This is a genomic window from Streptomyces sp. NPDC028711, assembly GCF_055565415.1.
Genome location: NZ_JBVHUJ010000006.1, coordinates 90,715 through 116,199, shown reverse-complemented (window position 1 = coordinate 116,199; position 25,485 = coordinate 90,715). Strand labels below are relative to the sequence as shown.

Here is a 25,485-nt window from a genome sequence, read left to right as displayed (position 1 = left end):
TCGAGGAATGCCTGGCCGTCGTTCCTTTTTTTCGCCGACAGAACATCGCGGTGATTATTAATTGCGTGACCCGGCCGTTATTCGCAAGGCCGCTCGAAGCTCCTAAAGTCGTTCACGCCGCCGGAATTCCGGACGGAGATTCGTATCGACAGCGGGAGTTCTCATGTCGTTGACCGACAAGGCAGACGTCAGCACCTTCGTCGACCTCACCCAGCACGAGATCGAAGCCCTGAAGACGCGGTTCAACCTCGCCGACGCGCACACCCACCAGCGTCAGTCCGCGTCTCAGGAGCAGATCGTCTCGCGGCTCCCCGAGCTCTGGCACGAGTCCGAGTCGAAGCAGCAGGCGCACTTCGAGCGCCAGTTCCTCGACGCCTTCTTCCGGCTGCACCAGCAGCCCACCGCCCGTGCGATGGACCGCACGCTTCTCTCCTACTCCGCCAGCGTCTCGACGATGGTCGCCGGCATGTTCCTGAAGCAGCGCGGGATGTCGGTGCAGCTCGTCGAGCCGTGTTTCGACAACCTGGTCGACCTGCTGCGCAACATGCAGGTGCCGATCTCCCCGCTCGCCGAGTCGGCGCTGCACGAGAAGGACGCCATCTACGAGCGGCTCGTCGAGCAGGTCGACGCGGACGCGATCTACCTGGTCGACCCCAACAACCCCACCGGGTTCACCCTGCTCGCCGAGAAGCTGGACGGCTTCCGGGAGGTCGTCCGCTACTGCGTCGACCACGGCAAGGTCCTGGTGATGGACTTCTGCTTCGCCTCCTTCGCGCTCTGCGACGAGGGCATCGGCCGGGTCGACATCTACCAGCTCCTCGAGGAGTCCGGCGTCACGTACATGGTCATGGAGGACACCGGCAAGACCTGGCCGATCCAGGACGCCAAGTGCGCCATGATCACGGCCAGCCGGGACATCCAGGAGGAGGTCTACAACCTCCACACCAGCGTCCTCCTGAACGTCTCGCCCTTCGTCCTCAACATGGTCACCCAGTACGTCGAGGACTCCATCTCCGACGGTTTCGCCTCCGTGCGCGACATCATCCGCACGAACGGCGAGGCCGCCCGCGAGGCCCTCAGCGGCACCATCCTGGAGTTCCAGGAGCCGGTCGTCGGCACCAGCGTCGCCTGGTTCCGCATCAAGCCCGAGCACCTGACCGCCACCCAGCTCCAGGCCGTCCTCTTCGACGAGGAGGTGTACGTCCTGCCCGGCACCTTCTTCTACTGGAACACCAAGGAGAAGGGCGAGCGCTTCGTCCGCCTCGCCCTGGCCCGCGAGCCCGAGGTCTTCGCCGGCGCGATGGAGCGGATGCGGAAGGTGCTCGAGCGCTATGCGGGCTGACGCGGACGCGGTGGTGTTCGTCGACGCCACCCTCTTCATGGGCATGCACAGCAAGGACGACGCCGTCCGCCTGGCCGCCAAGGCCTTCTTCGCCGGCCGGCTGGCCGCCGGAGACGCCGGGCGGGTCCTGATGAGCTGGGAGCAGGTCGGCCGCTGCGACGACCTGGTGTGGGCGTACGAGCGGGGGGTGCAGGACGACTACTACCCCTTCATGGACGTCCTCCACACCGACCTCACCATCGAGCGGATCGGCTACGACGAGGACGACGTCCGCCGGGCCCTCACCACGCCGGAGCTCGACGGCCTGCCCACGCACGAACGGCTGCTGCTCGCCCAGGTCATCGGCCGCGGCGGCGTCCTGCACACGGCGAGCCCCCGGCTGACCGGGGCGACCGGCCTGCCCGTCGTCCCGGCCGTGCCGGCCGGCGCTCGCGGCCCGGCCGGGGAGGCCTCGTTCCCCGCGTATCTGGAAGACCTCTACCAGCGGTCGCTGGTCCTGACGGTCGTCTCCGAAAACCTCTGAAGCATTCCGAAGGGCACCCCTCTCATGCCTGACACCTACTCCGGGACCGTCGTCCCGCTGATCACCCCCCTCGACGAGCACGGCACCGTCGACGAGCAGAGCGTCGCCCGCCTCCTGGACCACGTCCGGGCCGAGGTCTCCGGTCTCATGCCGGCCCTGACCTCCGGCGAGGGCTGGAAGCTCGACGCCCGGCAGTGGCAGGACGTCGTCACGTACACCGTCGAGCACGCCGGCGGCCTGCCCGTGCTCGCCGGCATCCAGCTCCCCGACACCGCCTCGGTGATCGACCGGGCCCGCACGGCCGCCGAGATCGGCGCCGACGCGGTCGTCGTCACCACGCCGTTCGGCGCGGACGTGACGCAGGACCAGATCGTGGACCACTACCGGGCGATCCGCGCGGCCCTCGACATACCGCTCTTCCTCTACAACGAGGAGGCGCTGTCGGGCAATCGCATCGAGTTCGACACCCTGCTGCGGATCTGCGAGATCCCCGGGATCGCCGGCATCAAGGAGTCCAGCGGCGACGCCGCCTTCACCCGGAAGATGGCCGAGGCCGGCACCGGCATCCCGGTCTTCGAGGGCTGGGAGAACCTGCTCGTCGACGCCCGTGGCATCCAGGGCTTCATCGGCCCGCTGGCCAACCTCGAACCGGGCCTGTGCAACGCGATGCTGGTCGACCCGACCCCGGACCGCCAGGCGGAGATCAACACCGTCTGCGAGCGGTACGGAGTCTTCCGCGACGACTGGTACCGCTGGGTCAAGAAGGAACTGCACCGGCGCGGAGTGATCTCCTCCCCCACCACGCACGAGGAGGCGAAGGCGGCATGAGCACGCCCTCGTCCCACCTGTCCGTCCCGGTGGCCGCGCACTCGGTCGCGGCCCCGGCCGCGACCGCGCAGCGCGAACTGCACAGCCTCTACCGGCGGGTGCCCAACCTCGGCGACTACGGGTCGATGACCGCGATCGAGGAGCGGTGGATCCTGCCGAAGGCGCGGGCGTACGAGGCCTCGGCGCCGTCGTTCGGCTCGGCCGGCGAACTGCTCCAGGCGCTCAAGGGGTTCCTCGGCGAGGAGGAGGCCGCGATCCCGGAGAGCGCGACCTTCCTCGCCGAGCACGCGACGCTCGACCAGTTCAAGGTCGTGGTGGGGCAGTTCGCCCTCGACGGTCTCACCGAGTCCGAGTCGCTGCTGCCCGTGGTGCCCCGGCTGCCGTACCGCTCGGCGATGGCGGTCTTCCGGGTGCTCATCGACGAACTCGGCTGCGGCAACGAGGAGAAGGCGCACTCCCAGCTCTACCGGGACCTGCTCACGGAGCTCGGCATGAGCCTCCGGCTCGACGACTACCTCGACGAGACGGTCCCGGAGTGCTTCGCGTACGTCAACATGTTCCACTGGCTGGCGAGCCGGGCGCCCTCGCCCCAGTACTTCCTGGGCGCGTACGCCTACTTCGAGACCAGTGTGCTGTACGCCTTCCAGAGCTTCGCGCGGGCCGCGCGGCGGCTCGGGATCCGCCACGACGCCTACTACACCGAGCACCTCTACATCGACTCGTACCACAGCAACCACATGCGTACGGCGATCCGCGCGCTCGACGAGCCGGACCTCGCGAAGATCTGGGCGGGGGTCCGGCTGGCCTCCGACATCGTCGGCACGGCCACGGAGGCGGCCGTCGCACGGGCGCGGGAGACGGTCGCGTGACGGCCGTGCCCGCCGGGCGGCGGAGCTCCGACGAGCCCACCGTCCGCCAGGTGACGGAAGAGCTCGTCCTGGTCGAGGCCGGCGGCCGCAAGGTCCTGGCAGCCGCCGTCTGCCCGCACCGCGGGGGCCGGCTCAAGTACGGCAGGGTCGACGGGGACAGGCTGCGGATCACCTGCCCGCTGCACCACACGGTCTTCGACCTGACGAGCGGCGAGCGCCTGTCGGGCGCGGCGTGCGCGGCCCTGCGGGTCGTCGACGTCCTGCCGGGCGAACTCGCCGGGCAGGAACCGGACGGGGACGGTCGGTCCCCCTCCGGGCAGGCGCCGCCCGGGGGCGGGCAGTCCGCCGCGCCGAGCACGGTCGGGGGCGCTCTGCCCGCCGCCCGGCGCGCGGCCGGGGACCGTCGGACCTCCGGGCCGAGCACGGTCGGGGGCGCTCCATGACCACCACACCGACCGGGGCGGCGTCCGTCGTGACGCCGCCCCGTGCGGGGGCCGGCCACGACGGCATCGCGCCGGTCCCCGAGGCCGAACGCACCTCGACGCCGGGCGACTTCGGGTGGATCTGGCCCTCCGCCCAGTTCTCCTTCGGCACGGTCGTCCTCGGCGCGCTGCCCGTCGTCTTCGGCCTGGGCTGGTGGGCCTCGGCGAGCGCCATCGCCGCGGGCGTCGCCGTCGGTACGGTGCTCCTCGCGCCGCTGGCCCGGTTCGGCGTCCGTACCGGCGCCAACGACCCGGTGGCGAGCGGGGCGCACTTCGGCGTACGGGGCAGGATCGTCGGCAACGTCCTCACCGTGGTGACCGCGCTCGGCTTCTTCGCGATCGCCGTGTGGACGGGCGGCACCGCCGTCATGGTCGCGGGACACCGTCTCCTCTCCACCCCCACGGGGCCCGGCGCGCTGACCGCCGCCATGTTCGTGACGGCGGCGGCGGTCGCGCTTGTCGCCGTACGCGGTCACGAGGCGCTGGTGCGCACCTACAAGGTGACCGCGGTCACCGGCGGCGCGGTCCTCCTCGCCACCGTGCTCGTCCTCGCCCCGGACTTCGACGCGGGGTACGCCGGCGGAACGCTCGCCCTCGACAGCGCCTTCCACACATGGCTGCTCGCGGCGACCGCGTCCGCCACCGTTCCCCTGTCGTACGCCACCTTCCAGGGCGACTACACGCGCTTCATGCCGGCCTCCACGCCGACCGGCCGGGTCGTGCGGGCCAGCGGGATCTCCATGTTCCTCAGCAGTCTCGCCGCGCTGCTCACGGGCGCGTACGTGACGACCCTCTTCCCCGTCCCCGACGAGCCGTGGCTCCAGGGCCTGACGGACGCGGTGCCCGGCTGGTTCGCGGTGGCGGTCGTGCTCTTCGGCTTCGCGGGCACCCTGCCGCAGGCCGGTCTCTGTCTGTACGCGGCCGGGCTCTCCGCCAACTCGGTCTTCTGGCGCTCCTCACGGGCCGCCGTGACCACGGTGGTCGCGCTCCTCGCGGCGGCCGTGCTGTACCTCGGGGCGGTGGTGTACGACGCGATGGACGCGATGTCGGCGTTCGTGACGCTGCTGCTCACGGTCGTCGCCCCGTGGGCGGCCGTGCTCTCGGTCGGGTACGTGCTCCACCGGGGCCGGTACGACGCGGAGGCGCTGCGCACCTTCACCACCGGAGGGGGCGGGCGGTACTGGTACAACGGCGGGGTCAACCCACGGGCCGCCACCGCGTTCGCGGCCGGGTCCGTCGTCGGGGTGCTGTGGGTCAACAACCCTCTGTACACGGGCCCGTTGACGGGCCTGACGGACGGCGTCGACCTGAGCCTGCCGGCCTCGTTCCTGGTCGCGGCGGCGCTGTACGGGGCGCTGTGCCGGGTGTGGCCGGAGCCGCTGCTTCCGCCGTCACGAACCGAGGTGACGCCATGACCAGGCTGACGGTCCGGTCGACCGTCCGGGAGGCCGAGGGCGTCCTGGGGCTGCTGCTGGCCGACCCCGCGGGCGGGGAGCTCGCCGCGTGGGAGCCCGGCGCCCATCTGGAGGTGACGCTGCCGTCCGGGACGGTCCGGCACTACTCGCTGTGCGGCGACCCGGCGGACCGGAGCACGTACCGGCTCGGGGTGCTGCGCGAGTCGGCGGGCCGGGGAGGCTCCGAGGAGATCCACACCACCGTCGGGGAGGGAACGGTCCTGGACGTCCGGGGCCCGTTCAACCGCTTCCCGCTGGTGCCCGCCGAGCGGTATCTGTTCGTCGCCGGCGGCATCGGCATCACACCGCTCCTTCCGATGATCCGCTCTCTTCCGGCGGGCTCGTGGTCCCTGCTGTACGGCGGACGAAGCCTCGCCTCCATGGCGTACCGCGAGGAGCTCGCCGGGCTCCGGGGTGTCACGCTCGTCCCCCAGGACACGGCCGGGCTGCCCGATCTGGACGGTGTCCTCGGCGGTCTTCCGGCGGGGACGGCCGTCTACTGCTGCGGCCCGGAGGGGCTGCTCCGGGCGGTGGAGGAGCGGTGGCCGGGGCCGCTGCACACGGAGCGGTTCGGTGCGGCGCCCTCCGAGGCCGCGGCGCCCGCCGAGGCGACCACGACGTCGGGCGGTTTCGAGGTCGAGCTGCGGCGGACCGGACGGACTCTGCGCGTGGAGCCCGGCCGGACCCTGCTCGACGCCGTGCGCGAGGTGGTGCCGGGTGTGGCGTACTCCTGCGAGGAGGGGTGGTGCGGCACCTGCGAGACGAAGGTGCTCGCCGGGACGCCGGAGCACCACGACTCCGTCCTCAGCGAGGAGGAGAAGGCCTCGGGCACGACGATGATGCTCTGCGTGGGCCGCTCGTGCGGCCCACGCCTCGTCCTGGACCTCTGAAGGCGCAGAGGCTCGTACCGGCTGCGGCTGATCCGCCGGTACGGGCCTCTGCGCGTGCTGTCAGTCGAAGACCACCAGGGCGCGGCCGCCCTTGCCCGCGAGCATGTTGTCGAAGGCGCCCGGGATGCCGTCCAGGGTGATCCGCTCGGTGACGAGGGCGCCGAGGTCGAACCGGCCGGCCCTGATGTGCTCGGCGAGGACGGGCAGGTCCTCGGCCGGGTTCGAGTTGCCGTAGACGCAGCCGGAGAGGGTGCGGCCCCAGTGGAAGATCTCCAGGGCGTTGAAGGTGACCTGCTGGTCCTTGCCGCCGATGCCGACGACCGTGGTGCGGCCGCCGCGCCGGGTGGAGTCCCAGGCGGTGCGGATGGTGACGGCGCGGCCCACGCACTCGACGGCGACGTCGACGCCCTGGCCGCCCGTCAGCTTCCGGATCTCCCTCGCCGTGGTCTCGGAGGCGACGACGTACTCGGTGGCTCCCGCCGCCCGGGCGAGGGCCTCCTTCTCCGGGGAGACGTCGACGGCGACGATCGTGGACGCTCCCGCGATCCGGGCGGCCTGGAGGGTGGCGAGACCCACCCCGCCGACGCCGAAGACCGCGACGGACTCGCCCTCGCGGACCCGGGCGGAGTGGTGGACCGCGCCCCAGCCGGTGAGGACGGCGCAGCCGAGCAGGGCCGCGTCGGTGAGCGGGACTCCGTCGGGGACGGGCAGGACGCACTTCGCGGCGACGACCGTCTCCTCGGCGAAAGCGCCGACGTTGAGCCCCGGGTGGAGCTCGGTGCCGTCCTCGGTGCGGGCGTGGACGTTCGCGGCGCCGGCCAGGGCGTCGGCGCAGAGCCAGACCTCCCCGAGCGTGCACGGGTGGCAACGCCCGCAGGACGGCGCCCAGTTGAGGACGACGCCGTCCCCGGGGGCGACGTGGGTGACGCCCTCACCGACGGAGACGACCGTGCCGGCGCCCTCGTGGCCGAGGACGGCCGGGACCGGCAGGCGCATGGTGCCGTCGGAGAGGGACAGGTCGGAGTGACAGACGCCGGCGGCGGCGAGCCGGACCCGGACCTGGCCGGGGCCGGGCTCCGGGAGCTCGATGCCGGTGATCTCCAGGGGAGAGCCGACGGCGGGCAGGACTGCGGCGCGGATCACGCTCACGTGGGGTGCTCCTCGGGGCTCAGAACTGGAGGGATTTGGTCTGGAGGTACTCGGAGAGGCCGTGTGCGCCGAGTTCCCTGCCGACGCCGGACTGCTTGTAGCCGCCGAAGGGGGCCAGCGGGTTGAACCGGCCGCCGTTGATGTCGACCTGGCCGGTCTCCATGCGGCGGGCGAAGGCGACGGCCTCCCCGGGCTCGCCCCAGACGGCTCCGGCGAGGCCGTAGACGGTGCCGTTGGCGATGGCGAGCGCCTCGGCCTCGTCCTCGTACCGGAGGAGGGAGACGACCGGCCCGAAGATCTCCTCCTGGGCGATGGTCATCTCCGGGGTGACGTCGGCGAAGACGGTCGGGGAGACGTAGTAGCCGGTCTCGCGCGGGGCCTCGGGGCCGCCGGCGACGAGCCGGGCGCCCTCCTCGACGCCCTTCTCGATGTAGCCGCGGACGCGCTGCTGCTGCTTGGCGTTGACGAGGGGGCCGACGCGCTCGCCGGGGACGTACTTGGCGACGGCCTCGGCGGCGAGCGCCACCGCCTCCTCGTACCGGTCGGCGGGGATCAGCATCCGGGTCCAGGCGCTGCAGGTCTGGCCGGAGTTGGACATCACGTTGGCGATGCCGACGGCGACGGCCTTGGGGAGGTCGGCGCTGGGCAGGATCACGTTGGCGGACTTGCCGCCGAGTTCGAGGGCGACCCGCTTGACGGCCCCGCCGGCGAGGGCGCCGATGCGGCGGCCGACGGCGGTGGAGCCGGTGAACGAGACGAGGTCCACGTCGGGGTGTTCGGCGAGGGCCTGTCCCGCGACCGGGCCGAGCCCGGTGACCAGGTTGAACACACCGGCGGGGAGTCCCGCCTCGTGCGCGGCCTCGGCGAAGAGCTGCGCGGTGAGCGGGGTGTCCTCGGCGGGCTTGAGGACGGTGGTGCAGCCGGCGGCGAGGGCCGGGGCGACCTTGGCGACGATCTGGTGGAGCGGGTAGTTCCAGGGGGTGATCGCGGCGACGACACCGACCGGCTCGGAGTAGACCGTCGAGTTGCCGACCTTCTCCTCGAAGGGGTGCGTGGCGGCCAGTTCGGCGTACGAGCCGGCCACGGCGATCGGCAGTCCGGCGTGGACGGCGGCGGCGAGCTGGGGCGGCGCGCCGAGTTCGGCGGTGACGGTGGCGGCGATCTCGTCCGCGCGCGCGGCGAGCGCGTCGCGCAGGGCGGCGATACGGGCGCCGCGCTCGGCGGGCGGGGTCGCGGCCCAGCCGGGCAGCGCGGCACGGGCGGCGCGTACGGCGGCGTCGACGTCCTCGGCCGTGCCGGCCGGGACGTGTCCGATGACCTGCTCGTCCGCCGGGTTGATGACGGCGATCCTGTCGGGTCCTGACGCGGGGCGCCACTCCCCGCCGATGTACATCGCGTCGTGCGCGTCGTGGGCCTTCATGCGCTTCCCTCTCCTCACCCGGCCGACCGGTTCGGCGGCACCGACCCAAACTAGCGCCGTTAGTTTTCTGGCGCCAGGGTCCTGGACCGTGCCCCCGGTCTCAGTACCGGACCGATCGTGCCGCCCCGGCACGGTGCTGTCCACGGAGGGACCGGACAGCCACCGGGCTCCGGAACTGGCCCCGGGCTCCTGGACAGGGCCGCGCACACGCCACCGCGTCCGGCGGGCACGCCGGACGGCGGGCCCGCCGGACGCGGCGGGGAGGGGCGGGGCCGACGGAGCGGCTGGGATCCGTCGGACCGGTGGCCCGGACGAGCTTCGGTACGGTACTCCCGGCGGGCCTCCGGTCAGATCTTCTGGGCGATGTCGGTCAGGTGGGCGAAGACGACGATGTTCGCCTCGTAGCCCGTCTTCCGGTCGAAGGTCCCGCCACAGGTCAGCAGCCGCAGTTCGGGCCGCCCGGTGGCGCCGTACACCTCCTTGTCGGGGAACTCCGCCTTGGCGTACGTCCGGATGCGGTCGACCGTGAAGACCGCGACCTTGCCGTCGGCGCGGGCGACCCGGACGGTGTTGCCGGGGCTGAGCGAGTCGAGGTTCAGGAACACCGCGGGCCCGGTGCGGGTGTCGCGGTGACCGACGACGACGGCGGTCCCCCGCTCACCCGGCGTGGCGCCCTTCGCGTACCAGCCGACGACCTGGGGGTTGTCGACCGGTGGTGTCGCGAGCCGCCCTGCCGCGTCGAGACCCAGCTCGATCACGGGCGCCTCGATGGTGATCGCCGGGACGGCGACGGTGGTCGGGCGCGAACGGGCCAGCGGTGCGGGCGGGGGCGCCGGCCGGGGCGGCGGGGTGACCTTCGGCGGAGGCGCGGTCCGCGCCTTGTGGTCCAGAGCGGCCGGCGCTCCGGCCGCGGCGGCCGGCCCGGGCCCGCCGGGAGCGGCCGGGCCGGCGGCGAGCGCCGGACCGGCCGGCTCCTCGTCGCCGGCCCACCAGACACCGCCGGTCACCAGGACCACGGTGACCGTCACGGTCCTGGCGAGCCGGAACAGGCGCCGACGCCTGCGCGTGAGGCGGGAGGACCTACGCGGCGCCATCGTTGCGGCGGCGCGAGCGGCGGATCATGACCAGTCCTGCCGTACCGGCGAGACCGGCGGCGACGGCCGCTCCGACACCGAAGGCGGAGGAGTCATCGGCCGCGATCTCCGCGCTGCCGCCGCCGCCGGCGCCGACCGGGCCGTGCGGGGGCTTGTGGTGGCCGCCGTTGCCGCCGTTGCCGCCGTTGCCGTTGCCCCCGTTGCCGTTGCCTCCGTTGCTGCCGTTCGGCGGCTTGACGTCGTTGCAGTCGACCTTGAAGACCTTGCTCTTCTTGGCGCCTTGCTGGGTCGGCCAGGTCCACTCGATCTTGTACATGCCGTCGGGGAGTTCGATGTCCGGGGTGAGCCCGTTGCCCGCGGCGTCGATGGTGATCGCACCGGTTCTGACCGAGCCGCCCTTCGGGGGCTGCGGCGCGATCGACCAGTTGAGCAGCGGGAGCCCGTCGAAGCCGAGTGCGGCGACGTAGAAGGTGCAGACCTTGGGCTCGTTGCGCTGGTCGGTCGGCCACGTGCGCGGCGCCTCGTCGGGGCGCCCGGCGTGGTGGATCTTGACGTCGCCGTCGTCACCAGGGGCGGCGAACGCGGCGGGTGCGCCCGAGAAGGCGAGACCACTGAGGGTGAGAGCGGCCGCGGCGGCGGTCAGGGGCCGGGCGAGACGAACGGACATGGGGTTCCTCCGGGAAGGATGTCGTCGGACATTTCAACCGATATTCCGACTATCAGTCATGACACGGACACGGAGGGTGGCGACATGCGCGTCGCCACCCTCCGTTTCCCCCGTCCGGCCCAGACCGCCCCGAACCGCTCGGGCCTCCGGCCCTCAGATGATCCCGAAGAGGAGGCCCGCGCCGAGCACCACGAGCGAGGTCAGCGCGGCCCACTTCACCGTGAACCGGGTGTGGTCGCCGAACTCCACCTTCGCCATGCCGACGAGGACGTACACGGCGGGAACCAGCGGGCTCGACATGTGCAGCGCCTGCCCGACCAGCGAGGCCCGCGCGATCTCCAGGGGGGACACGCCGTGGGCGGCGCCCGCCTCGGCGAGGACCGGCAGCACACCGAAGTAGAAGCCGTCGTTCGACATGAAGTAGGTGAGCGGGAGGCTGAGCACACCGGTCACCAGGGCCATGTGCGGGCCCATGCCCGCCGGGATGGCGCCGACGAGCCAGTCGGCCATGTGCTTGACCATGCCCGTACCGGTCAGGACCCCGGTGAAGACGGCGGCGGCGAAGACCATGCCGGCGACGTTGAGGACGTTGTCGGCGTGGGCGGCGATGCGGGCCTTCTGCTCGTCCATCTTCGGGTAGTTGACGGTGAGCGCGAGCGCGGCGCCGAGGAGGAACAGCACCGGGATCGGCAGCAGTTCGAGGATCATCGCGGTCAGCAGCGCGAGCGTCAGGCCGGCGTTGAACCAGTACAGCCGGGGGCGGAGCGTCGCACGGTGCGGGTCGAGGCCCTGGAAGCCGTCGCCCGTGCCCGAGGGCGTGGTCGCGCCCGGCGTGTCGCCGGAGCCGCCCGCCGCCTTCTTGGTGAGGTCCACGCCACCGCCGCCCGCCGCGACGAGCACCGTCTCGGTCTCCTTCTCGGGCACCAGGACCTCGTCGAGCGTGAGGTAGCCGATGCGCCTGCGCTCACGGCGTCCCAGCACGTACGCGAGGGCGAAGACGAAGAGCAGGCCCATGCCGAGCGCGGGGATCATCGGTACGAAGATGTCGGCGGCGTCCAGCTTCAGCGCGGTCGCGGCGCGGGCCGTGGGGCCGCCCCAGGGCAGGGTGTTCATGACGCCGTTGGCGGTGGCGGCGACACCCGTCATGACCACAAGGCTCATGCCGAGCCGCTTGTACAGCGGATACATCGCCGAGACGGTGATCATGAAGGTGGTGGAGCCGTCGCCGTCCAGGGAGACGATCGCGGCGAGCACCGCGGTACCCACGACGACCCGTACGGGGTCCGCCTTGCAGAAGCGCAGGATGCCCCGGACGATCGGGTCGAAGAGGCCGACGTCGATCATGACGCCGAAGTAGACGATGGCGAACATCAGCATCGCGGCGGTCGGCGCCAGCTTGCCGACGCCTTCGATGACGTAGTCGCCGAGCTGGGCCCCCTGCCCGACCGCGACGCAGAAGAGTGCGGGGATCAGCACGAGCGCCGCGATCGGCGACATCCTTTTCATCATGATCAGGACCAGGAAGGTCGCGATCATGGCGAAGCCGAGGACGGTCAGCATGGAGGGCACCTCACGTTCACCGTTGAACTGCCGCCGAGCGGCGGTCCGGATGACGGTAGGTGCCCTCTTCTGCCGTTAACAAGACGTTGACGCGTGAGCAATACGAGCAAAACCCCAGGTCAGCGCAGGGGGCCCGGGACGGCCGTCACGGCAGGGGTGATACCTCGACGGGGAAGCCGTTCAGCACGGCCGTACCCGACAGCGGGTCGATCCGGGAGCCGTCGAGCAGCTGGTTGACGTTGACGCCGGGGCGCGCGGACGCCACGGACAGGCGGGTGCCCGGCCGGTCGTGTCCCCAGCCGTGCGGGAGGCTCACCACTCCCGGGCGGACCCCGTCGGTCACCTCGACCGGCACCTCGAGCTCGCCGCCCTCGCCCTTGACCCTGGCCCTGCCGCCGTCGGCCAGTCGCAACCGGGCCGCGTCCTCGGGGTGGACCTGGAGCGTGCAGCGGTTCGAACCTCCGCCGAGGGCGGGGGTGTTGTGCAGCCAGCTGTTGTTCGAGCGCAGATGGCGGCGCCCGACGAGCCGGAGGGTGTCCGGGTCGGGTACGGCGTCGAGCCCGGCGCGCAGCCGGGGCAGGTCGGCGGCGAGGGGGGCGGGGAACAGTTCGATCCGTCCGCTGCGGGTCCTCAGGACCTGCTGGAGGCGCGGCTTCAGGGGCCCGAGGTCGATGCCGTGCGGGTGGGCCCGCAGCTCGTCGAGGGTGAGCCCGTACGGGCCGAGGCGCAGCATCAGGTCGAGCCGGCGCTCGGCACCGGTCTCCCCGGTGAGCCGGGCGGCGAACTCCTTGGGGTCGGCGCCGTACGCCGGTGAGTGCTCCTGGGTCACGGCCTTGGCGAGGGTGGTGTCGACGGCGAGGTCGTCCACGGCCGACGGCGGCGCGCCGTGCATCCCGGAGACGGCCAGGATCAGCCGGGCATGGATCTCGCACTCGTCCATGCGGTCCGCTTCGAGGGGTAGGGCCGCCGGGGTGTAGCGGACCTGGTCGCGTACGGCGAAGCCGTTGAAGGCGAAGTCGAAGTGGGCGCTGCGGGAAGGGGGCGGCGGGGGCAGCAGGACGTCGGCGTGGCGGGTGGTCTCGTTGAGGTACGGGTCGACGGCGACCATGAGGTCGAGGGAGCCGAGGGCCGCGTCGAGGCGGTTCCCGTCGGGTGCGGAGAGGACGGGGTTGGCGGCGACGGTGATCACCGCGCGGATGCGCCCCTCCCCCGGCGTCTCGATCTCCTCGGCGAGCGCGACCAGCGGCAACTCGCCCTTGACCTCCGGGTGGTGCGAGACCCTGCTGTGCCGGCGCCCGAGGGCGAAGCCCCTGCCCGGTCCCGCGGGGCGCGGGGCGGGCGCGGTGGCGGAGAGCGGGAAGAGGGCGCCGCCGGGCCGGTCGAGGTTGCCGGTGAGGACGTTGAGGACGTCGACGAGCCAGTTGCCGAGGGTGCCGTACTCCACGGTGGAGCTGCCCATCCGCCCGTAGACGGCGGCGGTGGGCGCGGCGGCGAGTTCCCGGGCGAGGGTTCGGATGGTGTCCGCGTCCACGTCGCAGGCCGCGGCGACCGCCTCGGGGCTGAACTCCCGTACCGCCGCCCGTACCTCCTCGCCCCCCTCCACCTGGGCGGCGAGCGGGCCGAGGTCGGTGAGTCCCTCCGCGAAGAGGGTGTGGACGAGCGCGGCGAGCAGGAGCGCGTCGGCGCCGGGGCGGATCGCGACGTGCCGGTCGGCGAGCCGTGCGGTGCGGGTCCGCCGGGGGTCGACGACGGTGAGGGTGCCGCCGCGCCTGCGCAGCGCCTTGAGCCTGCCGGGGAAGTCGGGGGCGGTGCACAGACTTCCGTTGGAGTCCAAGGGGTTGGCTCCGAGGATCAGCAGGTGATCGGTGCGGTCCAGGTCCGGCACGGGGATGGCGAAGGGGTCTCCGAACAGCAGGCCGCTGGAGACGTGCTTGGGCATCTGGTCGATCGTGGACGCCGTGAAGAGGTTCCTGGTGCGCAGCGCGCCGAGCAGCAGGGGCGGGTAGAGGGCGCCGGCGATCGTGTGCACATTGGGGTTGCCCAGGACGACACCCACGGCGTCCGGCCCGTGCTCCTCGATGATCGGACGGATTCTGGCGGCGATCGTGTCGAACGCCTCCTCCCAGGTGGCTTCCTGGAGGCGTCCTTCCTTGCGGACGAGGGGGCCGCGGAGCCGGTCGGGGTCGGCGTCGACCTCGGGGAAAGCGGCGCCCTTGGGGCAGATGAACCCCTTGCTGAAGACGTCGTCGCGGTCACCGCGCGCTCCCGTGACGCGGGTCCCCTCGATCGTCAGGGTCAGTCCGCAGGTCGCTTCGCAGAGGGGGCAGATGCGCGGGACGGTGGACATGGCGTCTCCCTGGAGCGGCGTCGGGTGGCCGAGCATACCGACCGGTAGGCACGTACGGGAGGGGTCTGCGGGTGGTTACGCGAGCGAGGGCGCCAGGTACGCGTGGAGCACATGACGGGTCTCGGTGATGAGCGCCGGGTCTCCGGCGGGGTCCGCGCGGAAGGCGAGCCGGACGAGGGCGTCGGCGGTCTCGACGCCGACCAGGACCTTCCGTCGCAGGTCGTCGTCGGCGGGACGGTTCAGATGGGTGGCGAGGAGGGCGCAGATCCGTTCGGCCACGAGCCGGTTGGGGTCCTCGACGGCACTCCCGCCCGAGCTGTCGCGGATCCCGTCACCGCCGCCGCCGTCGCCGTTTCCGTTGCCCCCGCCAGCGCCTTGGCCGTTTCCGTCGCCGTCGCCGTCGCCTTCGCCGCCGCCTTCGCCGCCGTCTTCGCCGCCGTCTTCGCCGCCGTCTTCGCCCTCGCCCGGGCTTTCGCCGGGCGCGGTGGCGGGCACCCCGAAGTCGACGAGCGCGAAGCCGGGGACGGTCCGCTTCATCGCGATGAACTCGTCCAGGACGCCGTCGATGGCCCCGTACGCGTCGAGGAGCGGCGCCCCGGCGAGGCGGTCGGAGACCCTCCGGGCGTACTCGTCGAGGTTGCGGTGGGCGAGGGCGGCGACCATCGCCCGCTTGTTGCCGAAGAAGCGGTAGACGGAGCCGATGGGGACTCCGGCGCGGCCGGCGACGGCGCGGGTGCTCAGCTGCTCGTAACCGGTCTCGTCGAGGAGCGCGGCACAGGCGTCGAGGATCCGGGCGAGCCGCTCGGCGCTGCGCTGCTGCACCGGCGCCCGGCGGAGGGCCGGCGGGGTCTGGGGGCGGGTCTGGGGCACGGGGACCATGATGCCGCTCCGGTCGGGTTGTGGCACCGAGCGGTCGGGGCTCCGGGCGAGCGGATCGGTGACACCTCCTCCCCGTGCCCCGTTGACGGGAGCCGCGCGGAATCCTACGGTCATCCATAGGATTCCCTTGTGGGCTTCCCTTGTGGGCTCAGGACAGGAGCGGGCGATGACCACGGAGCAGGCCAGGAAGACGGCCGAGGCGCTCAGCTACAGCACCGGTTTCGGCAACGAGCACAGCTCGGAGGCGGTCCCCGGCGCGCTGCCGCACGGCCGTAACTCGCCGCAGCGGGCACCTCTCGGTCTCTACGCCGAGCAGCTCAGCGGCAGCGCCTTCACCGAGCCCCGGGCTCACAACCGCCGTTCGTGGCTCTACCGGATCCGCCCCTCGGCCGCGCACCCGCCGTTCACGCGGACCGACAACGGCGCCCTGCGCGGCGCCCCCTTCACGGAGACCGTCCCCGACCCGAACCGGCTGCGCTGGAACCCGCTGCCGGAGCCCGCGCCGGGCACCGACTGGCTGGCCGGCCTGTGGACCCTCGGCGGCAACGGCGACGCGACCCAGCGCACCGGCATGGCCGTGCACCTGTACCACGCGAACGCCTCGATGGAGCGGGTCTTCGGCGACGCCGACGGCGAGCTGCTGATCGTCCCGGAGCGCGGCGGCCTCCTCCTGCGCACCGAGTTCGGTCTGCTCGCCGCCCACCCCGGTGAGGTCGCGCTGATCCCGCGCGGGGTCCGCTTCCGCGTCGAACTCCTCGACGAGAGTGCCCGCGGGTACGTCTGCGAGAACTACGGGGCTCCGTTCCAGCTCCCGGACCTCGGCCCGATCGGCGCCAACGGCCTCGCCAACGCCCGCGACTTCCGGGCCCCCGTCGCCGCCTACGAGGACGTCGAGGGTCCGGTCGAGGTGGTCAACAAGTACTGCGGAAACCTGTGGTCGGCGACGTACGGCCACTCCCCGCTGGACGTCGTCGCCTGGCACGGCAACCACACCCCGTACGTCTACGACCTGCACCGTTTCAACGTCATCGGGACGATCTCGTACGACCACCCCGATCCGTCGATCTTCACGGTCCTCACCTCGCCCTCGGACACCCCGGGGCTCGCGAGCGTGGACTTCGTGGTGTTCGCCCCGCGCTGGCTGGTCGGCGAGGACACCTTCCGTCCGCCGTACTTCCACCGGAACGTGATGAGCGAGTACATGGGCCTGATCAAGGGCGCGTACGACGCCAAGGCCGAAGGCTTCGTCCCGGGCGGCGGTTCGCTGCACAACATGATGTCCGCGCACGGCCCCGACCGGGAGACCTTCGACAAGGCGAGCGCCGCCGAGCTGAAGCCGCAGAAGATCGACGACGGTCTCGCCTTCATGTTCGAGACCCGCTGGCCGGTGACGGCGACCCGGCAGGCCGCGGACGCCGACCATCTGCAGAAGGGGTACGACGACGTATGGCAGGGTCTTGAGCGCCACTTCCGGCCGTAGTGTCTCGGCCGTAAGCCCGTAGCCTTCGTACGGAGAACCCGTGACCGCCTTCGCTCCCGACTCGCTGGTCCTGAACCGCAAGCTGCCGCTCTGGTATCAGGTCTCGCAGTCGCTGCGCGCCTCGATACTGGGCCGCACGCCCGACGCCTCGCTGCGGCTGCCCACCGAGGAGCAGCTCGCGGCCCACTACGGCGTGAGCGTGCTCACGATGCGCCAGGCCCTCAAGGAACTCGAGGAGGAGGGCCTGATCAGCCGGCACCGCCGGCGCGGGACCTTCATCGAGCCGGGCGCCCGGCGCTCCACACCGCGTCGGCTGCTCGGCTCGATCGACGCGATCGTGGCCCAGCAGTCGGGCGAGCGGACGACGGTCCTCGGGCACGGCACCGCACCGGTGCCGGGAGAGCTCGCGGAGTACTTCCCGGACGTGACGGAGGTCGTGGCGTACCGGCGGCTGCGCCGCGACGGGGAGAGCGGCGAGCCGACGAACTGGGCGGAGAACGCGGTGCTCCCCGGGCTCGCCGCCGCGATCGACCCGGCCGATCTGGAGCGCTGGCCGATGACGAAGGTGCTGCGGGACGTCGTCGGGGTGCGGATCAGCCGCATCACGGACACGGTCGAGGCCCGCCTCGCCGACCCGGAGACGGCGGCTCTGCTGGAGGTCCCGCTCCTCTCGCCGATCCTCCACTACACCGGCGTGACCTACGACGAGGACGGCAGGGTCGTCGACGTGGCGCGCATCCGCTACCGCGGCGACCGCTTCTCCTTCACGGTGACGGTGGAGGCCCAGTAACCGCGGGGGGCGGCCCGGGCCCCACAGCGGTCGTTAGCATGCGGGGCGTGACGGAAGCCCCCGGAGCGAACGACGACGACCTGCCCCTCCTCGACGACCTCATGCCGTGGTCCGTCGCGCCGCTGCGTTTCGGCCGCTCGTGGATCGTGGCGCCGGACGCGCGGACGCTGCGGTCCCGCTGGGACCGTCTGGTGGCGGCGGAGGGCGCCGAAAGGGAAGCCCTGTTCCGGCCCAGCCGGGCGCGGACCCCGGCGAGCGCGGTGGCCGCGCTGCCCGGGCAGCGGACCGGGACCGTGCGCTGGGCCCGTGAGTCGGGGCCGTGCCCGGAGCCCGTACGGGTCGCGCGGGGTCCGTTCGACGAGCAGTGGCTGCTGCCCGACCACCGGCTGATCGACACCGCCCGGCCGGAGCTGTGGCGGGTCGCCGGGGAGCCGCAGCTGTTCGCCGTCGAGCAGGGGTACGTGCCGGGGGCGGCGGGACCCGCGCTCCTGGTGACGGCCGCGCTGCCCGAGGGCCGCTCCCCCGCGGGCCGGCCGGGCCGCATCCGCCCGCTGTTCCGGCGCCCCGGGGGCCGGGAGCCCAATGTCGCGCCGGGTCTGCTCGCCTTCCTCGGGGAGCGGTACGGGCATGAGGTCGGCGCCCTGGAGTGGCTCGCGTGGACCGTGGCGGCGGCCCGGCCCTCCCCCGCCGGGTGCCGTGTCCCGCTCCCGTCGGACCGGGAGGTGTGGGCGGCGGGTGTGGCGCTCGGCCGGGACCTCGTCGACGCCCAGGCGCGGGGCGCCCTGAGCGGGACGAAGCCGCGGCTGCCGGGCGGGCGCCGCCCCTATGTGCGGGCGGCGGTCCCGGCGCGCCCCGGGGCGATGACGTACGAGGCCGGCGACGAGGCGCTGTGTCTGGACGGGGGCCGGATCTCGCCCGTACCGGAGGAGGCCTGGGAGTTCCGGGTGGGCGGCGCGCGAGTCCTCGAACAGTGGTTCGCACACCGGACCGCCCCGGTGGAGCCCGGTTCCCTGGAGGCGATCGGCCCCCCGGCCTGGCCGCAGGAGTGGACGTCGGAGCTGCTCGACCTGATCACGGTCCTCGCGCTGCTCGGCGCCCGGGAGCCGGAGCGGGCCACCTTCACGGCGGGAGTGGCCGGCCGGGAGGAGCTGCGGGCGGCGGGGGTGCTGCCCCCGCCGCCGGGGTCCCGCCGTCCCGCGTCCGTCCTGGACCATCAGGAGGAGGGGCCGGAGGGGCAGTTCATGCTCCTGTGACCCGTGGGGCGAACGAGTCGAGGAGGCGGGCGATGCCGAGGGCGAAGATCTCGTCCGCGTCGGCGGGGGCGGGGGACTCGGCGAGCAGCCGGGCGAGGTGGGGGTACCGTCCGCTCGCCACCTGTCCCGCGAGGTAGGCCCCGCGCACCGCCTGTTCCTCCTCCTCCGACCAGGGCAGTCCGCGGGCCCGTTCGGCGATGGCCTGCTCGTTGGCGACGGTGACCATGACCGTGCCGTTGACCATGGCGATCAGCTGCATCTTCAGTCCGGCGGGGGCGTCCAGGGGCTCCAGGCAGCTCAGGCACCACTCCAGGAAGCGGAGGGCGTTGGGGCTGAACCCGTAGGCGGTGGTCATCACCCGGGGGAGCCAGGGATGCCGGTACATGATCGCGCGGCTCTGGTGGGCGACCGCGGTCATGTCGGCGCGCCAGTCGCCGCTGGGCTTCTCGGGGTACGTGTACTCGCCGCTGACCGCGTCGACCATCAGCTCGTACAGGTCCTCCTTGCGGGGGACGTAGTTGTAGAGCGACATGGTCCCGCAGCCCAGCTCGCCGGCGACGCGGCGCATGGAGACCGCCTCGATGCCGTCGGTGTCGGCGATGCGGACGGCGGCGTCCACGATGTCCCGTCGGCTGTACGCCGGTTTCGGGCCTCGGCCCGCGCGCTCGGGGCGCGCCCAGATCACTTCCGGTTCGGCCGTTCGGCCCGTCATGGATCATCACCTCGCTCCCCATCGTAGTTACGTACACCGTACGGAGTGCGGTACGGTCACACCATGACAACTACGTACGCTGTACTTAGTGAAGGTCTGCAGAAGCGTTACGGCGAGGTCCACGCACTCCGCGGCCTCGATCTCGCCGTTCCCGAGGGCTCCGTCTGCGGAGTCCTCGGTCCCAACGGCGCCGGCAAGACCACCGCCGTCCGCGTCCTCACCACCCTCGTCACGCCCGACGCCGGGAGCGCGCGGGTCGCTGGGCACGACGTGGTGCGCGACCCGGCGGGGGTGCGCCGGCACATCGCCGTCACCGGGCAGTACGCCTCGGTCGACGGCGATCTCACCGGCGCCGAGAACCTGCGGCTCTTCGCCCGCCTCCTGCGCGCCCCGCGCGCCCGCGCCGACGAACTCCTGGAGCAGTTCGGCCTCACCGCCGCCGCCGGACGGCCCGCCCGCACGTACTCCGGCGGCATGCGGCGCCGGCTCGACCTGGCGGCGAGCCTGCTCGTACCGCCGCGCGTCCTCTTCCTCGACGAGCCCACCACCGGGCTCGACCCGCACAGCCGCAACGGGATCTGGGACGCCGTACGGGGGTTGGCGTCCCGGGGCACGACGGTGCTGCTGACCACGCAGTACCTGGAGGAGGCCGACCAGCTCGCCGACGACATCGTCCTGATCGACGAGGGACGGGTCGCCCAGCGCGGCACCCCTGCCGAGCTCAAGGCGCTCGTCGGCAGCTACGCCGAGGTCGTCGTCGCCGACCCCGCCTCCCTCGGCGCGGCCGCGGCCGTCCTCGACCAGCTGACCGGCTCGGCCCCCGTCCTCGACGCCGAGCGCGGCACGGCCGGCGCGGTGACCACGGACACCACCCTCACCCTCCCCCGGATCGTCCGCGAACTCGACGCCGCCGGAGTCCTCATCGTCGACGCGTCGCTGCGTCCGCCCACCCTCGACGAGGTGTTCCTGCGCCTCACCGACCGGAAGGAGCTCGCCGCGTGAGCGCCCTCGTCCACGACGGAACGGCCGTCCTCGGCCGCCACCTCCAGCGCGTCCGGCACGCGCCCGCGATCACCGTCATGACCCAGACGATGCCGATCGTGTTCCTGCTGTTCTTCGGGTACGTGTTCGGCGGCGCGCTCGCCATGCCGGGCGCCGAGTACCGCTCCCAGCTGGTGCCGGGCCTGCTCGTGGCGACCGCCGCCGGCGGCCTCATGACCGGCATGTTCCAGTCCGCCCAGGACTCCCACCGGGGGGTCATGGACCGATTCCGGACCATGCCCGTGAGCCGGGCCGCCGTCCCCCTCGGGCAGGCCCTCGCCGATCTCGTGGCGAGCGCCGTCGGCACGGTCCCGCTGATCCTCGTCGGACTCGCCATGGGCTGGCGGATCGAGGGGACGGCGCCGGAGGCCCTGGGCGCCCTCGGCCTGCTGCTCCTCTTCCGCTTCGCGATGACCTGGGTGGGCATCCTGCTCGGGCTTGCCTCGAAGAGCGAGGAGGCGGCGGGGCAGCTCGGCAGCGCCACGTTCATGCTGCCGCTGCTGTCCAACGCGTACATCCCGACGGACGACATGCCGGACGTGCTGCGCACGGTCGCCGAGTGGAACCCGATCTCGGCGGTCACGACGGCGGTACGGCTCCTCTTCGGCAACGCGCCCGTACCGGCGGACGCGGCCTGGCCGGTGGCCCACCCGGTCGCGGGGGCGCTGCTCTGGTCGCTCAGCCTGATCGCCGTCTTCGCCCCGCTCGCGGTACGCCGTTACGCCCGGGGCTGACCCCGGCCCCCCGTGACGCACGTCCCGGTGACAAGGGCCGCCCCCGCAGGGTAGGCAGGGCTTCCATGAGCACTCAGCCACTCCCCCTCGAAGGGATCACGGTCGTCGCCGTCGAGCAGGCCGTCGCCGCCCCCTTCGCCACCCGGCAGCTCGCCGACCTCGGCGCCCGCGTCGTCAAGATCGAGCGCCCCGACGGCGGGGACTTCGCCCGGGGGTACGACACGGCCGCCCGGGGCCTCGCCTCCCACTTCGTGTGGTGCAACCGGGGCAAGGAGTCCGTGGCGGTCGATCTCAAGGACCCCCGCGGCCTCGCCCTCGCCCGGCGCCTTCTGGCCGGCGCGGACGTCTTCGTCCAGAACCTGGCCCAGGGGGCGGCGGCCAGGCTCGGTCTCGACGCCGCCACCCTGTGCGCCGCACACCCGCGACTGATCGCGGTGGACGTCTCCGGGTACGGGGCGGAGGGACCGTACGCGCACAAGCGGGCGTACGACATGCTCGTCCAGTGCGAGGCGGGCCTGGTGTCCGTGACCGGTACGCCTGAGCAGCCGGTCAAGTCGGGGATCCCGGCGGCCGACATCGCGGCCGGCATGTACGCCTTCTCGGGCGTTCTCGCCGCGCTCGTCCGGCGCGGGACGACCGGCCGGGGCGGGCCTGTGGAAGTCTCCCTGCTCGACTCCCTCGCCGAGTGGATGGGGCACCCGTTGCACCACGGGATGCATGGAGGCACGCCCCCGGCGCGCACGGGGCTCGCGCACGCGGTGATCGCGCCGTACGACGCCTATCCGACGGCGGACGGGGGTCTTGTGCTGCTCTCCGTGCAGAACGACCGGGAGTGGCGGCGGCTGGCCGAACAGGTCATCGGCCGACCGGAACTGGCCGACGCCCCGGCCTTCGCGACGAACACGGCACGGGTGGCCGGGCGCGCGGCGACGGACGCGGTGGTCGCGGAGGCGCTCGCCCCGCTGACGGCGCCCGAGGCGCTGGCCAGGCTCGACGCGGCGGGCGTCGCCTGCGCCCGGCTCAACTCGGTCGCGGACCTCGCGGACCATCCTCAGCTGACGGCGCGGGACCGCTGGCGGGAGGTGGGCTCGCCGGTCGGGCCGCTGCGGGCGCTGCTGCCGCCGATCGTGTTCCCCGACGCACCGGAGCCCCGGATGGACCGGATCCCGGCCCTCGGACAGGACACGGAGGAGGTGCTCGCCGGGCTCGGGGTGACGGAGGCGGAGGTGAAGGAGCTGCGGAGCGCGGGGGTGATCGCCTGACACCGCGCGGGGTGCTGGTCGGGGGCCGCCGGCGCGCGGGTGCCGGTCGGGGCCGTCGCCGGGTATGACTGAGCGCCGGACGGGCGGGGACACGTCCGGCGGTGTCGCAGTCGGAGTCGTACGGGCTGCCGGGCGGCGGCGGGCGGGAACCTCGGGGTGCCGCGGCCCGGCGGCGCGGCTAGCGGCGCGTTCCGAAGAGGGAGCGGCGCAGACGGCGGAGCGGGGCGAAGAGCGAGACCCGCGCGCTGCGGCTGCGGTGACCGTGCACCGGCACCTCACGCGTACGCGTCGTCAACTCCCGCATCAACAGCGTCGCCTCGGCCACCTCACGCTGGGGCACGGCGGGTCCGCCGAGCACCGCGAGATGGCGGTCGAGCCGCGAACTGGTCGCGCTGCTCCCGCAGGTGATGGCAGGCACGCGAGGCCTGCTGCGCATTGCTATCTGTTCCATGTCACTCCCCACCCGTACAAGGGCACCCGACCCAGGGCAGGTTAACCCTATCGCCCCGCCATGACACCCGTGTATCCCGCCGACGGTATGCAGCGCACTCGTACGAGGGTTGACGGTCACTGTCCGAATCCATCTGATTCCAGGGCGAGTTGGACAGGGTTCGAACATCTGCCGAACCGTCACGAACCATCCTGCACTCCGGGACCTCGTCCACGGGAACCCGGGCCCGTGTGATCTCCACCACCAAGATCCTTCCCTCCGCGCGGCCGACGGACCGGCGCCGTCGGGACGCCCCTCGGCTACCGTGGATCCATGACGGTGATCGCGGGTCGTTACCGGCTTCTGGACGTCCTCGCCGAGGGCGCGGCGGGCACCGTCTGGCGCGCCCTGGACGAGACGAACGGCCAGGACGTGGCCGTCAAGGAGTTCCGGGCCCCGGCAGGGCTCCCCGCGGACGAGGTGCCGCTGCTGTACGCGCGACGCGAGCGCGAGGCGCGGGCCGCCGCCCGGATCGCGCACCCCTCTGTCGTACGCGTCCTCGGAGTGGCCACCGAGGACGGCCGGCCCTGGGTCGTGACCGAGCTCGTGCGCGGCCTGACGCTCGCCGAGACGTTGGAGGCCGCAGGCCCGCTGCCCGCACGCGAGGCCGCGCGCACCGGCGCCGAGGTCCTCTCCGCGCTCCGGGCGGCACGCGAGGCCGGCGCCCCGCACCGGGGCGTGGAGGCGCGGCACGTCCTGCTCGCCAACGACGGGCGGATCGTCGTGACCGGTTTCGGCGCGGCTCCGGGGGACGCGCCGGGGCCGGAGGCGGAGCTGCGGTCCCTGGGCGCGCTTCTCGACGGAGCGGTGTCCGCCCTGCCCTCGGCGGACGACAGGACCGGGGCGCTCCGCGCGGTGGTCGAGGGTCTCGTACACCCGGACCGGGAGCGTCCGCCGACGGCGGAGCGGGCCGAGGAGGAGCTGCGCCGCCTTGCCGCGGGCGGGGCGCGGCCCCCGCGGACGGAGTTCGGCGCTCCGGCGGGCGGGGCTCCCGCGGGCGGCGAGCCGGACGGGCGTGAGTCGGCGTCCACCGCCAACCAGGCTGCCGAGGCGGGCCGTTCGGCCGCTCCGCCGCGCCGGAGACGGTCACCGCGCCGGAACCACGTACTCCTCGCCGGGCTGATCGGCGTGCTGCTGATCGCGGCGGCTCTCGTGTATCAGGCGGTACGGGACGGGGACCGGGGCGCCGGGCCCGGTCCGGGCGGTGTCACGAGCACCGCTCCGGCCGGTCCCGGCGCCCCGGGCGCGAGTGGCGGGGTTACACCACGTTCCTGAACGAGGGCAGGTAGCCGCCCGACTGTCCGGCGGCGGTCGGGTGGTAGGACTCCCCGATGTTCAGCCAGTTGACGCTGTGCAGCCAGGAGGAGCCGGAGCAGATCTCGTGTCCGGTGAAGGCCGGGACGACGCTGGAGAAGGTGTAGCCGTGGTCGGCCGCGCGCTTGGCGACCGCCGCGTTGAGGTGGTCGGAGGCTCCGTTGATGGCCTTCCGCTCGTTCTCGGTGAGGCCGGCGACGCAGTTGCCGGCCAGCTGGTAGAAGCGCGGGTAGCCGAGGACGACCACGTGGGCGGCGGGTGCCTTGTTCCTGATGGCCGTGTAGACGGAGTCGAGCTTGCCGGGCAGCGTGGTGTCCACGTAACTCTTGGCCTGATTCACCCGGCTGATGCAGGTGGCCTCGGACTGGAGCACACAGGTCGTCATGACGTCGGCGAATCCCGCGTCATTGCCCCCGATCGTGAGGGAGACCAGGTCGGTCGCGGCGGAGAGCGGGCCGAGCTGATTGGCGGTCACATCGCCCGTCCGGGCGCCCGAGCAGGCGGTGAACGCGAAGGAGGAAGGGGCGTTCGCGTTCTTCCACAGCACCGGATAGGCCTTCGTGGAGCGCTTGCAGTCACCGCTCGCGCTGTCGTAACTCCCGGCGCCGACACCGGAGGAGTACGAGTCACCGAGCGCCACGTAGTCGAGCGCGGCGGTCTCGGCGGCCTGGGCGGCACCCGCCCCGGTGAGGGCGAGGACGGCGCCGAGCAGGAGCGAGGACGAAAGGGCGGTGATACGGGACAGCCTCATGGAACCTCCCTGTAGCAGGATCTCTGCGCTACCAGGTAGTAGCATCGGATCCGCCCGGCCGGAAGTGTTCATGTCAAAAGTGGGGGTGAACGTCTTCCGATCCTCCGTCAGGGACCGTCGAGATCAGGCCAGCTCGGGAACCGGAAGTTCCGGT

24 protein-coding genes are annotated in these 25,485 nt (G+C 72.8%); 14 read left to right on the top strand and 10 right to left on the bottom strand.

Annotation, left to right across the window (positions count from 1 at the left end; translation table 11 throughout):
- Positions 1-163 precede the first annotated feature (163 nt).
- Genes ACZ4VK_RS20365 through ACZ4VK_RS20335 form a run of 7 tightly spaced genes read left to right on the top strand, consistent with a single transcriptional unit; the run spans position 164 to position 6,388 of the window.
- A complete protein-coding gene (locus ACZ4VK_RS20365) occupies positions 164-1,342 on the top strand; it encodes a pyridoxal phosphate-dependent aminotransferase (protein WP_468353797.1) in 1,179 nt (392 codons plus the stop codon).
- Entirely contained in the window at positions 1,332-1,865 is a 534-nt protein-coding gene (locus ACZ4VK_RS20360; protein WP_468353795.1) for a DUF6190 family protein, read from the top strand. Before ACZ4VK_RS20365 ends, ACZ4VK_RS20360 begins: the two co-directional genes overlap by 11 nt.
- 24 nt (positions 1,866-1,889) lie before the next feature.
- Positions 1,890-2,693, top strand: coding sequence for a dihydrodipicolinate synthase family protein (locus ACZ4VK_RS20355; RefSeq protein ID WP_468353793.1), 804 nt, complete (start codon positions 1,890-1,892; stop codon positions 2,691-2,693).
- A complete protein-coding gene (locus tag ACZ4VK_RS20350) occupies positions 2,690-3,562 on the top strand; it encodes an iron-containing redox enzyme family protein (protein WP_468353791.1) in 873 nt (290 codons plus the stop codon). Before ACZ4VK_RS20355 ends, ACZ4VK_RS20350 begins: the two co-directional genes overlap by 4 nt.
- Positions 3,559-4,005, top strand: coding sequence for a Rieske (2Fe-2S) protein (locus tag ACZ4VK_RS20345; protein ID WP_468353789.1), 447 nt, complete (start codon positions 3,559-3,561; stop codon positions 4,003-4,005). Before ACZ4VK_RS20350 ends, ACZ4VK_RS20345 begins: the two co-directional genes overlap by 4 nt.
- On the top strand, positions 4,002-5,459 hold the full coding sequence (locus ACZ4VK_RS20340; protein ID WP_468353787.1) for a purine-cytosine permease family protein: 1,458 nt from the start codon (positions 4,002-4,004) through the stop codon (positions 5,457-5,459). The genes ACZ4VK_RS20345 and ACZ4VK_RS20340 overlap by 4 nt, the downstream gene beginning before the upstream one ends.
- Positions 5,456-6,388 carry a PDR/VanB family oxidoreductase gene (locus ACZ4VK_RS20335; protein WP_468353785.1) on the top strand — a complete coding sequence of 311 codons (933 nt, stop codon included), beginning with the start codon at positions 5,456-5,458 and terminating at the stop codon, positions 6,386-6,388. The genes ACZ4VK_RS20340 and ACZ4VK_RS20335 overlap by 4 nt, the downstream gene beginning before the upstream one ends.
- A 60-nt stretch (positions 6,389-6,448) precedes the next feature.
- Here ACZ4VK_RS20335 and ACZ4VK_RS20330 read toward each other — a convergent pair whose 3' ends face one another.
- The 7 genes from ACZ4VK_RS20330 to ACZ4VK_RS20300 all read right to left on the bottom strand — a co-directional run bounded on the left by ACZ4VK_RS20330 (position 6,449) and on the right by ACZ4VK_RS20300 (position 15,504).
- A complete protein-coding gene (locus ACZ4VK_RS20330) occupies positions 6,449-7,531 on the bottom strand; it encodes a Zn-dependent alcohol dehydrogenase (protein ID WP_468354329.1) in 1,083 nt (360 codons plus the stop codon).
- 25 nt (positions 7,532-7,556) lie between these two features.
- Entirely contained in the window at positions 7,557-8,957 is a 1,401-nt protein-coding gene (locus ACZ4VK_RS20325; RefSeq protein WP_468353783.1) for an aldehyde dehydrogenase family protein, read from the bottom strand.
- A 347-nt stretch (positions 8,958-9,304) separates the two neighbouring features.
- Complete coding sequence (locus ACZ4VK_RS20320; RefSeq protein WP_468353781.1) at positions 9,305-10,051, bottom strand: class F sortase; 747 nt, start codon at positions 10,049-10,051, stop codon at positions 9,305-9,307.
- Positions 10,038-10,718 (bottom strand): hypothetical protein, encoded by a 681-nt coding sequence (locus ACZ4VK_RS20315; RefSeq protein WP_468353779.1) that lies wholly within the window; start codon positions 10,716-10,718, stop codon positions 10,038-10,040. The genes ACZ4VK_RS20320 and ACZ4VK_RS20315 overlap by 14 nt, the downstream gene beginning before the upstream one ends.
- 153 nt (positions 10,719-10,871) lie before the next feature.
- On the bottom strand, positions 10,872-12,278 hold the full coding sequence (locus ACZ4VK_RS20310; RefSeq protein WP_468353777.1) for a CitMHS family transporter: 1,407 nt from the start codon (positions 12,276-12,278) through the stop codon (positions 10,872-10,874).
- A 145-nt stretch (positions 12,279-12,423) separates the two neighbouring features.
- Positions 12,424-14,625 carry a molybdopterin-dependent oxidoreductase gene (locus ACZ4VK_RS20305; protein ID WP_468353775.1) on the bottom strand — a complete coding sequence of 734 codons (2,202 nt, stop codon included), beginning with the start codon at positions 14,623-14,625 and terminating at the stop codon, positions 12,424-12,426.
- Between the two features lie 75 nt (positions 14,626-14,700).
- On the bottom strand, positions 14,701-15,504 hold the full coding sequence (locus tag ACZ4VK_RS20300) for a TetR/AcrR family transcriptional regulator (RefSeq protein ID WP_468354327.1): 804 nt from the start codon (positions 15,502-15,504) through the stop codon (positions 14,701-14,703).
- Positions 15,505-15,670: 166 nt separating this feature from the next.
- Here ACZ4VK_RS20300 and hmgA point away from each other — a divergent pair, with 166 nt between their 5' ends.
- Genes hmgA through ACZ4VK_RS20285 form a run of 3 tightly spaced genes read left to right on the top strand, consistent with a single transcriptional unit; the run spans position 15,671 to position 19,027 of the window.
- Entirely contained in the window at positions 15,671-16,984 is a 1,314-nt protein-coding gene (gene hmgA, locus ACZ4VK_RS20295; protein WP_468353773.1) for a homogentisate 1,2-dioxygenase, read from the top strand.
- Between the two features lie 40 nt (positions 16,985-17,024).
- The gene (locus ACZ4VK_RS20290; protein ID WP_468353771.1) at positions 17,025-17,774 is read left to right on the top strand and encodes a GntR family transcriptional regulator; all 750 of its coding nucleotides are present in this window, start codon (positions 17,025-17,027) and stop codon (positions 17,772-17,774) included.
- A 38-nt stretch (positions 17,775-17,812) separates the two neighbouring features.
- Positions 17,813-19,027, top strand: coding sequence for a type ISP restriction/modification enzyme (locus tag ACZ4VK_RS20285; protein ID WP_468353769.1), 1,215 nt, complete (start codon positions 17,813-17,815; stop codon positions 19,025-19,027).
- Here the strand turns inward: ACZ4VK_RS20285 and ACZ4VK_RS20280 are convergent.
- Positions 19,014-19,739, bottom strand: coding sequence for a TetR/AcrR family transcriptional regulator (locus ACZ4VK_RS20280; protein WP_468353767.1), 726 nt, complete (start codon positions 19,737-19,739; stop codon positions 19,014-19,016). The genes ACZ4VK_RS20285 and ACZ4VK_RS20280 overlap by 14 nt on opposite strands.
- A 63-nt stretch (positions 19,740-19,802) precedes the next feature.
- Here ACZ4VK_RS20280 and ACZ4VK_RS20275 point away from each other — a divergent pair, with 63 nt between their 5' ends.
- The 3 genes from ACZ4VK_RS20275 (at position 19,803) to ACZ4VK_RS20265 (ending at position 22,776) form a co-directional block, all read left to right on the top strand.
- Positions 19,803-20,741 carry an ATP-binding cassette domain-containing protein gene (locus ACZ4VK_RS20275; RefSeq protein WP_468353765.1) on the top strand — a complete coding sequence of 313 codons (939 nt, stop codon included), beginning with the start codon at positions 19,803-19,805 and terminating at the stop codon, positions 20,739-20,741.
- On the top strand, positions 20,738-21,514 hold the full coding sequence (locus ACZ4VK_RS20270; protein ID WP_468353763.1) for an ABC transporter permease: 777 nt from the start codon (positions 20,738-20,740) through the stop codon (positions 21,512-21,514). Before ACZ4VK_RS20275 ends, ACZ4VK_RS20270 begins: the two co-directional genes overlap by 4 nt.
- A 65-nt stretch (positions 21,515-21,579) precedes the next feature.
- Positions 21,580-22,776: a CaiB/BaiF CoA transferase family protein gene (locus ACZ4VK_RS20265; protein WP_468353761.1), complete on the top strand. Its 1,197-nt coding sequence runs from the start codon at positions 21,580-21,582 to the stop codon at positions 22,774-22,776.
- A 178-nt stretch (positions 22,777-22,954) separates the two neighbouring features.
- Here the strand turns inward: ACZ4VK_RS20265 and ACZ4VK_RS20260 are convergent, their stop codons facing one another.
- On the bottom strand, positions 22,955-23,227 hold the full coding sequence (locus ACZ4VK_RS20260; protein WP_468353759.1) for a hypothetical protein: 273 nt from the start codon (positions 23,225-23,227) through the stop codon (positions 22,955-22,957).
- A 312-nt stretch (positions 23,228-23,539) separates the two neighbouring features.
- On the opposite strand from ACZ4VK_RS20260, the gene ACZ4VK_RS20255 reads away from it, so the two are divergent.
- The gene (locus tag ACZ4VK_RS20255) at positions 23,540-24,541 is read left to right on the top strand and encodes a protein kinase domain-containing protein (protein ID WP_468353757.1); all 1,002 of its coding nucleotides are present in this window, start codon (positions 23,540-23,542) and stop codon (positions 24,539-24,541) included.
- Here ACZ4VK_RS20255 and ACZ4VK_RS20250 read toward each other — a convergent pair.
- Positions 24,525-25,331: an SGNH/GDSL hydrolase family protein gene (locus tag ACZ4VK_RS20250; RefSeq protein ID WP_468353755.1), complete on the bottom strand. Its 807-nt coding sequence runs from the start codon at positions 25,329-25,331 to the stop codon at positions 24,525-24,527. The genes ACZ4VK_RS20255 and ACZ4VK_RS20250 overlap by 17 nt on opposite strands.
- Positions 25,332-25,485: the final 154 nt, after the last annotated feature.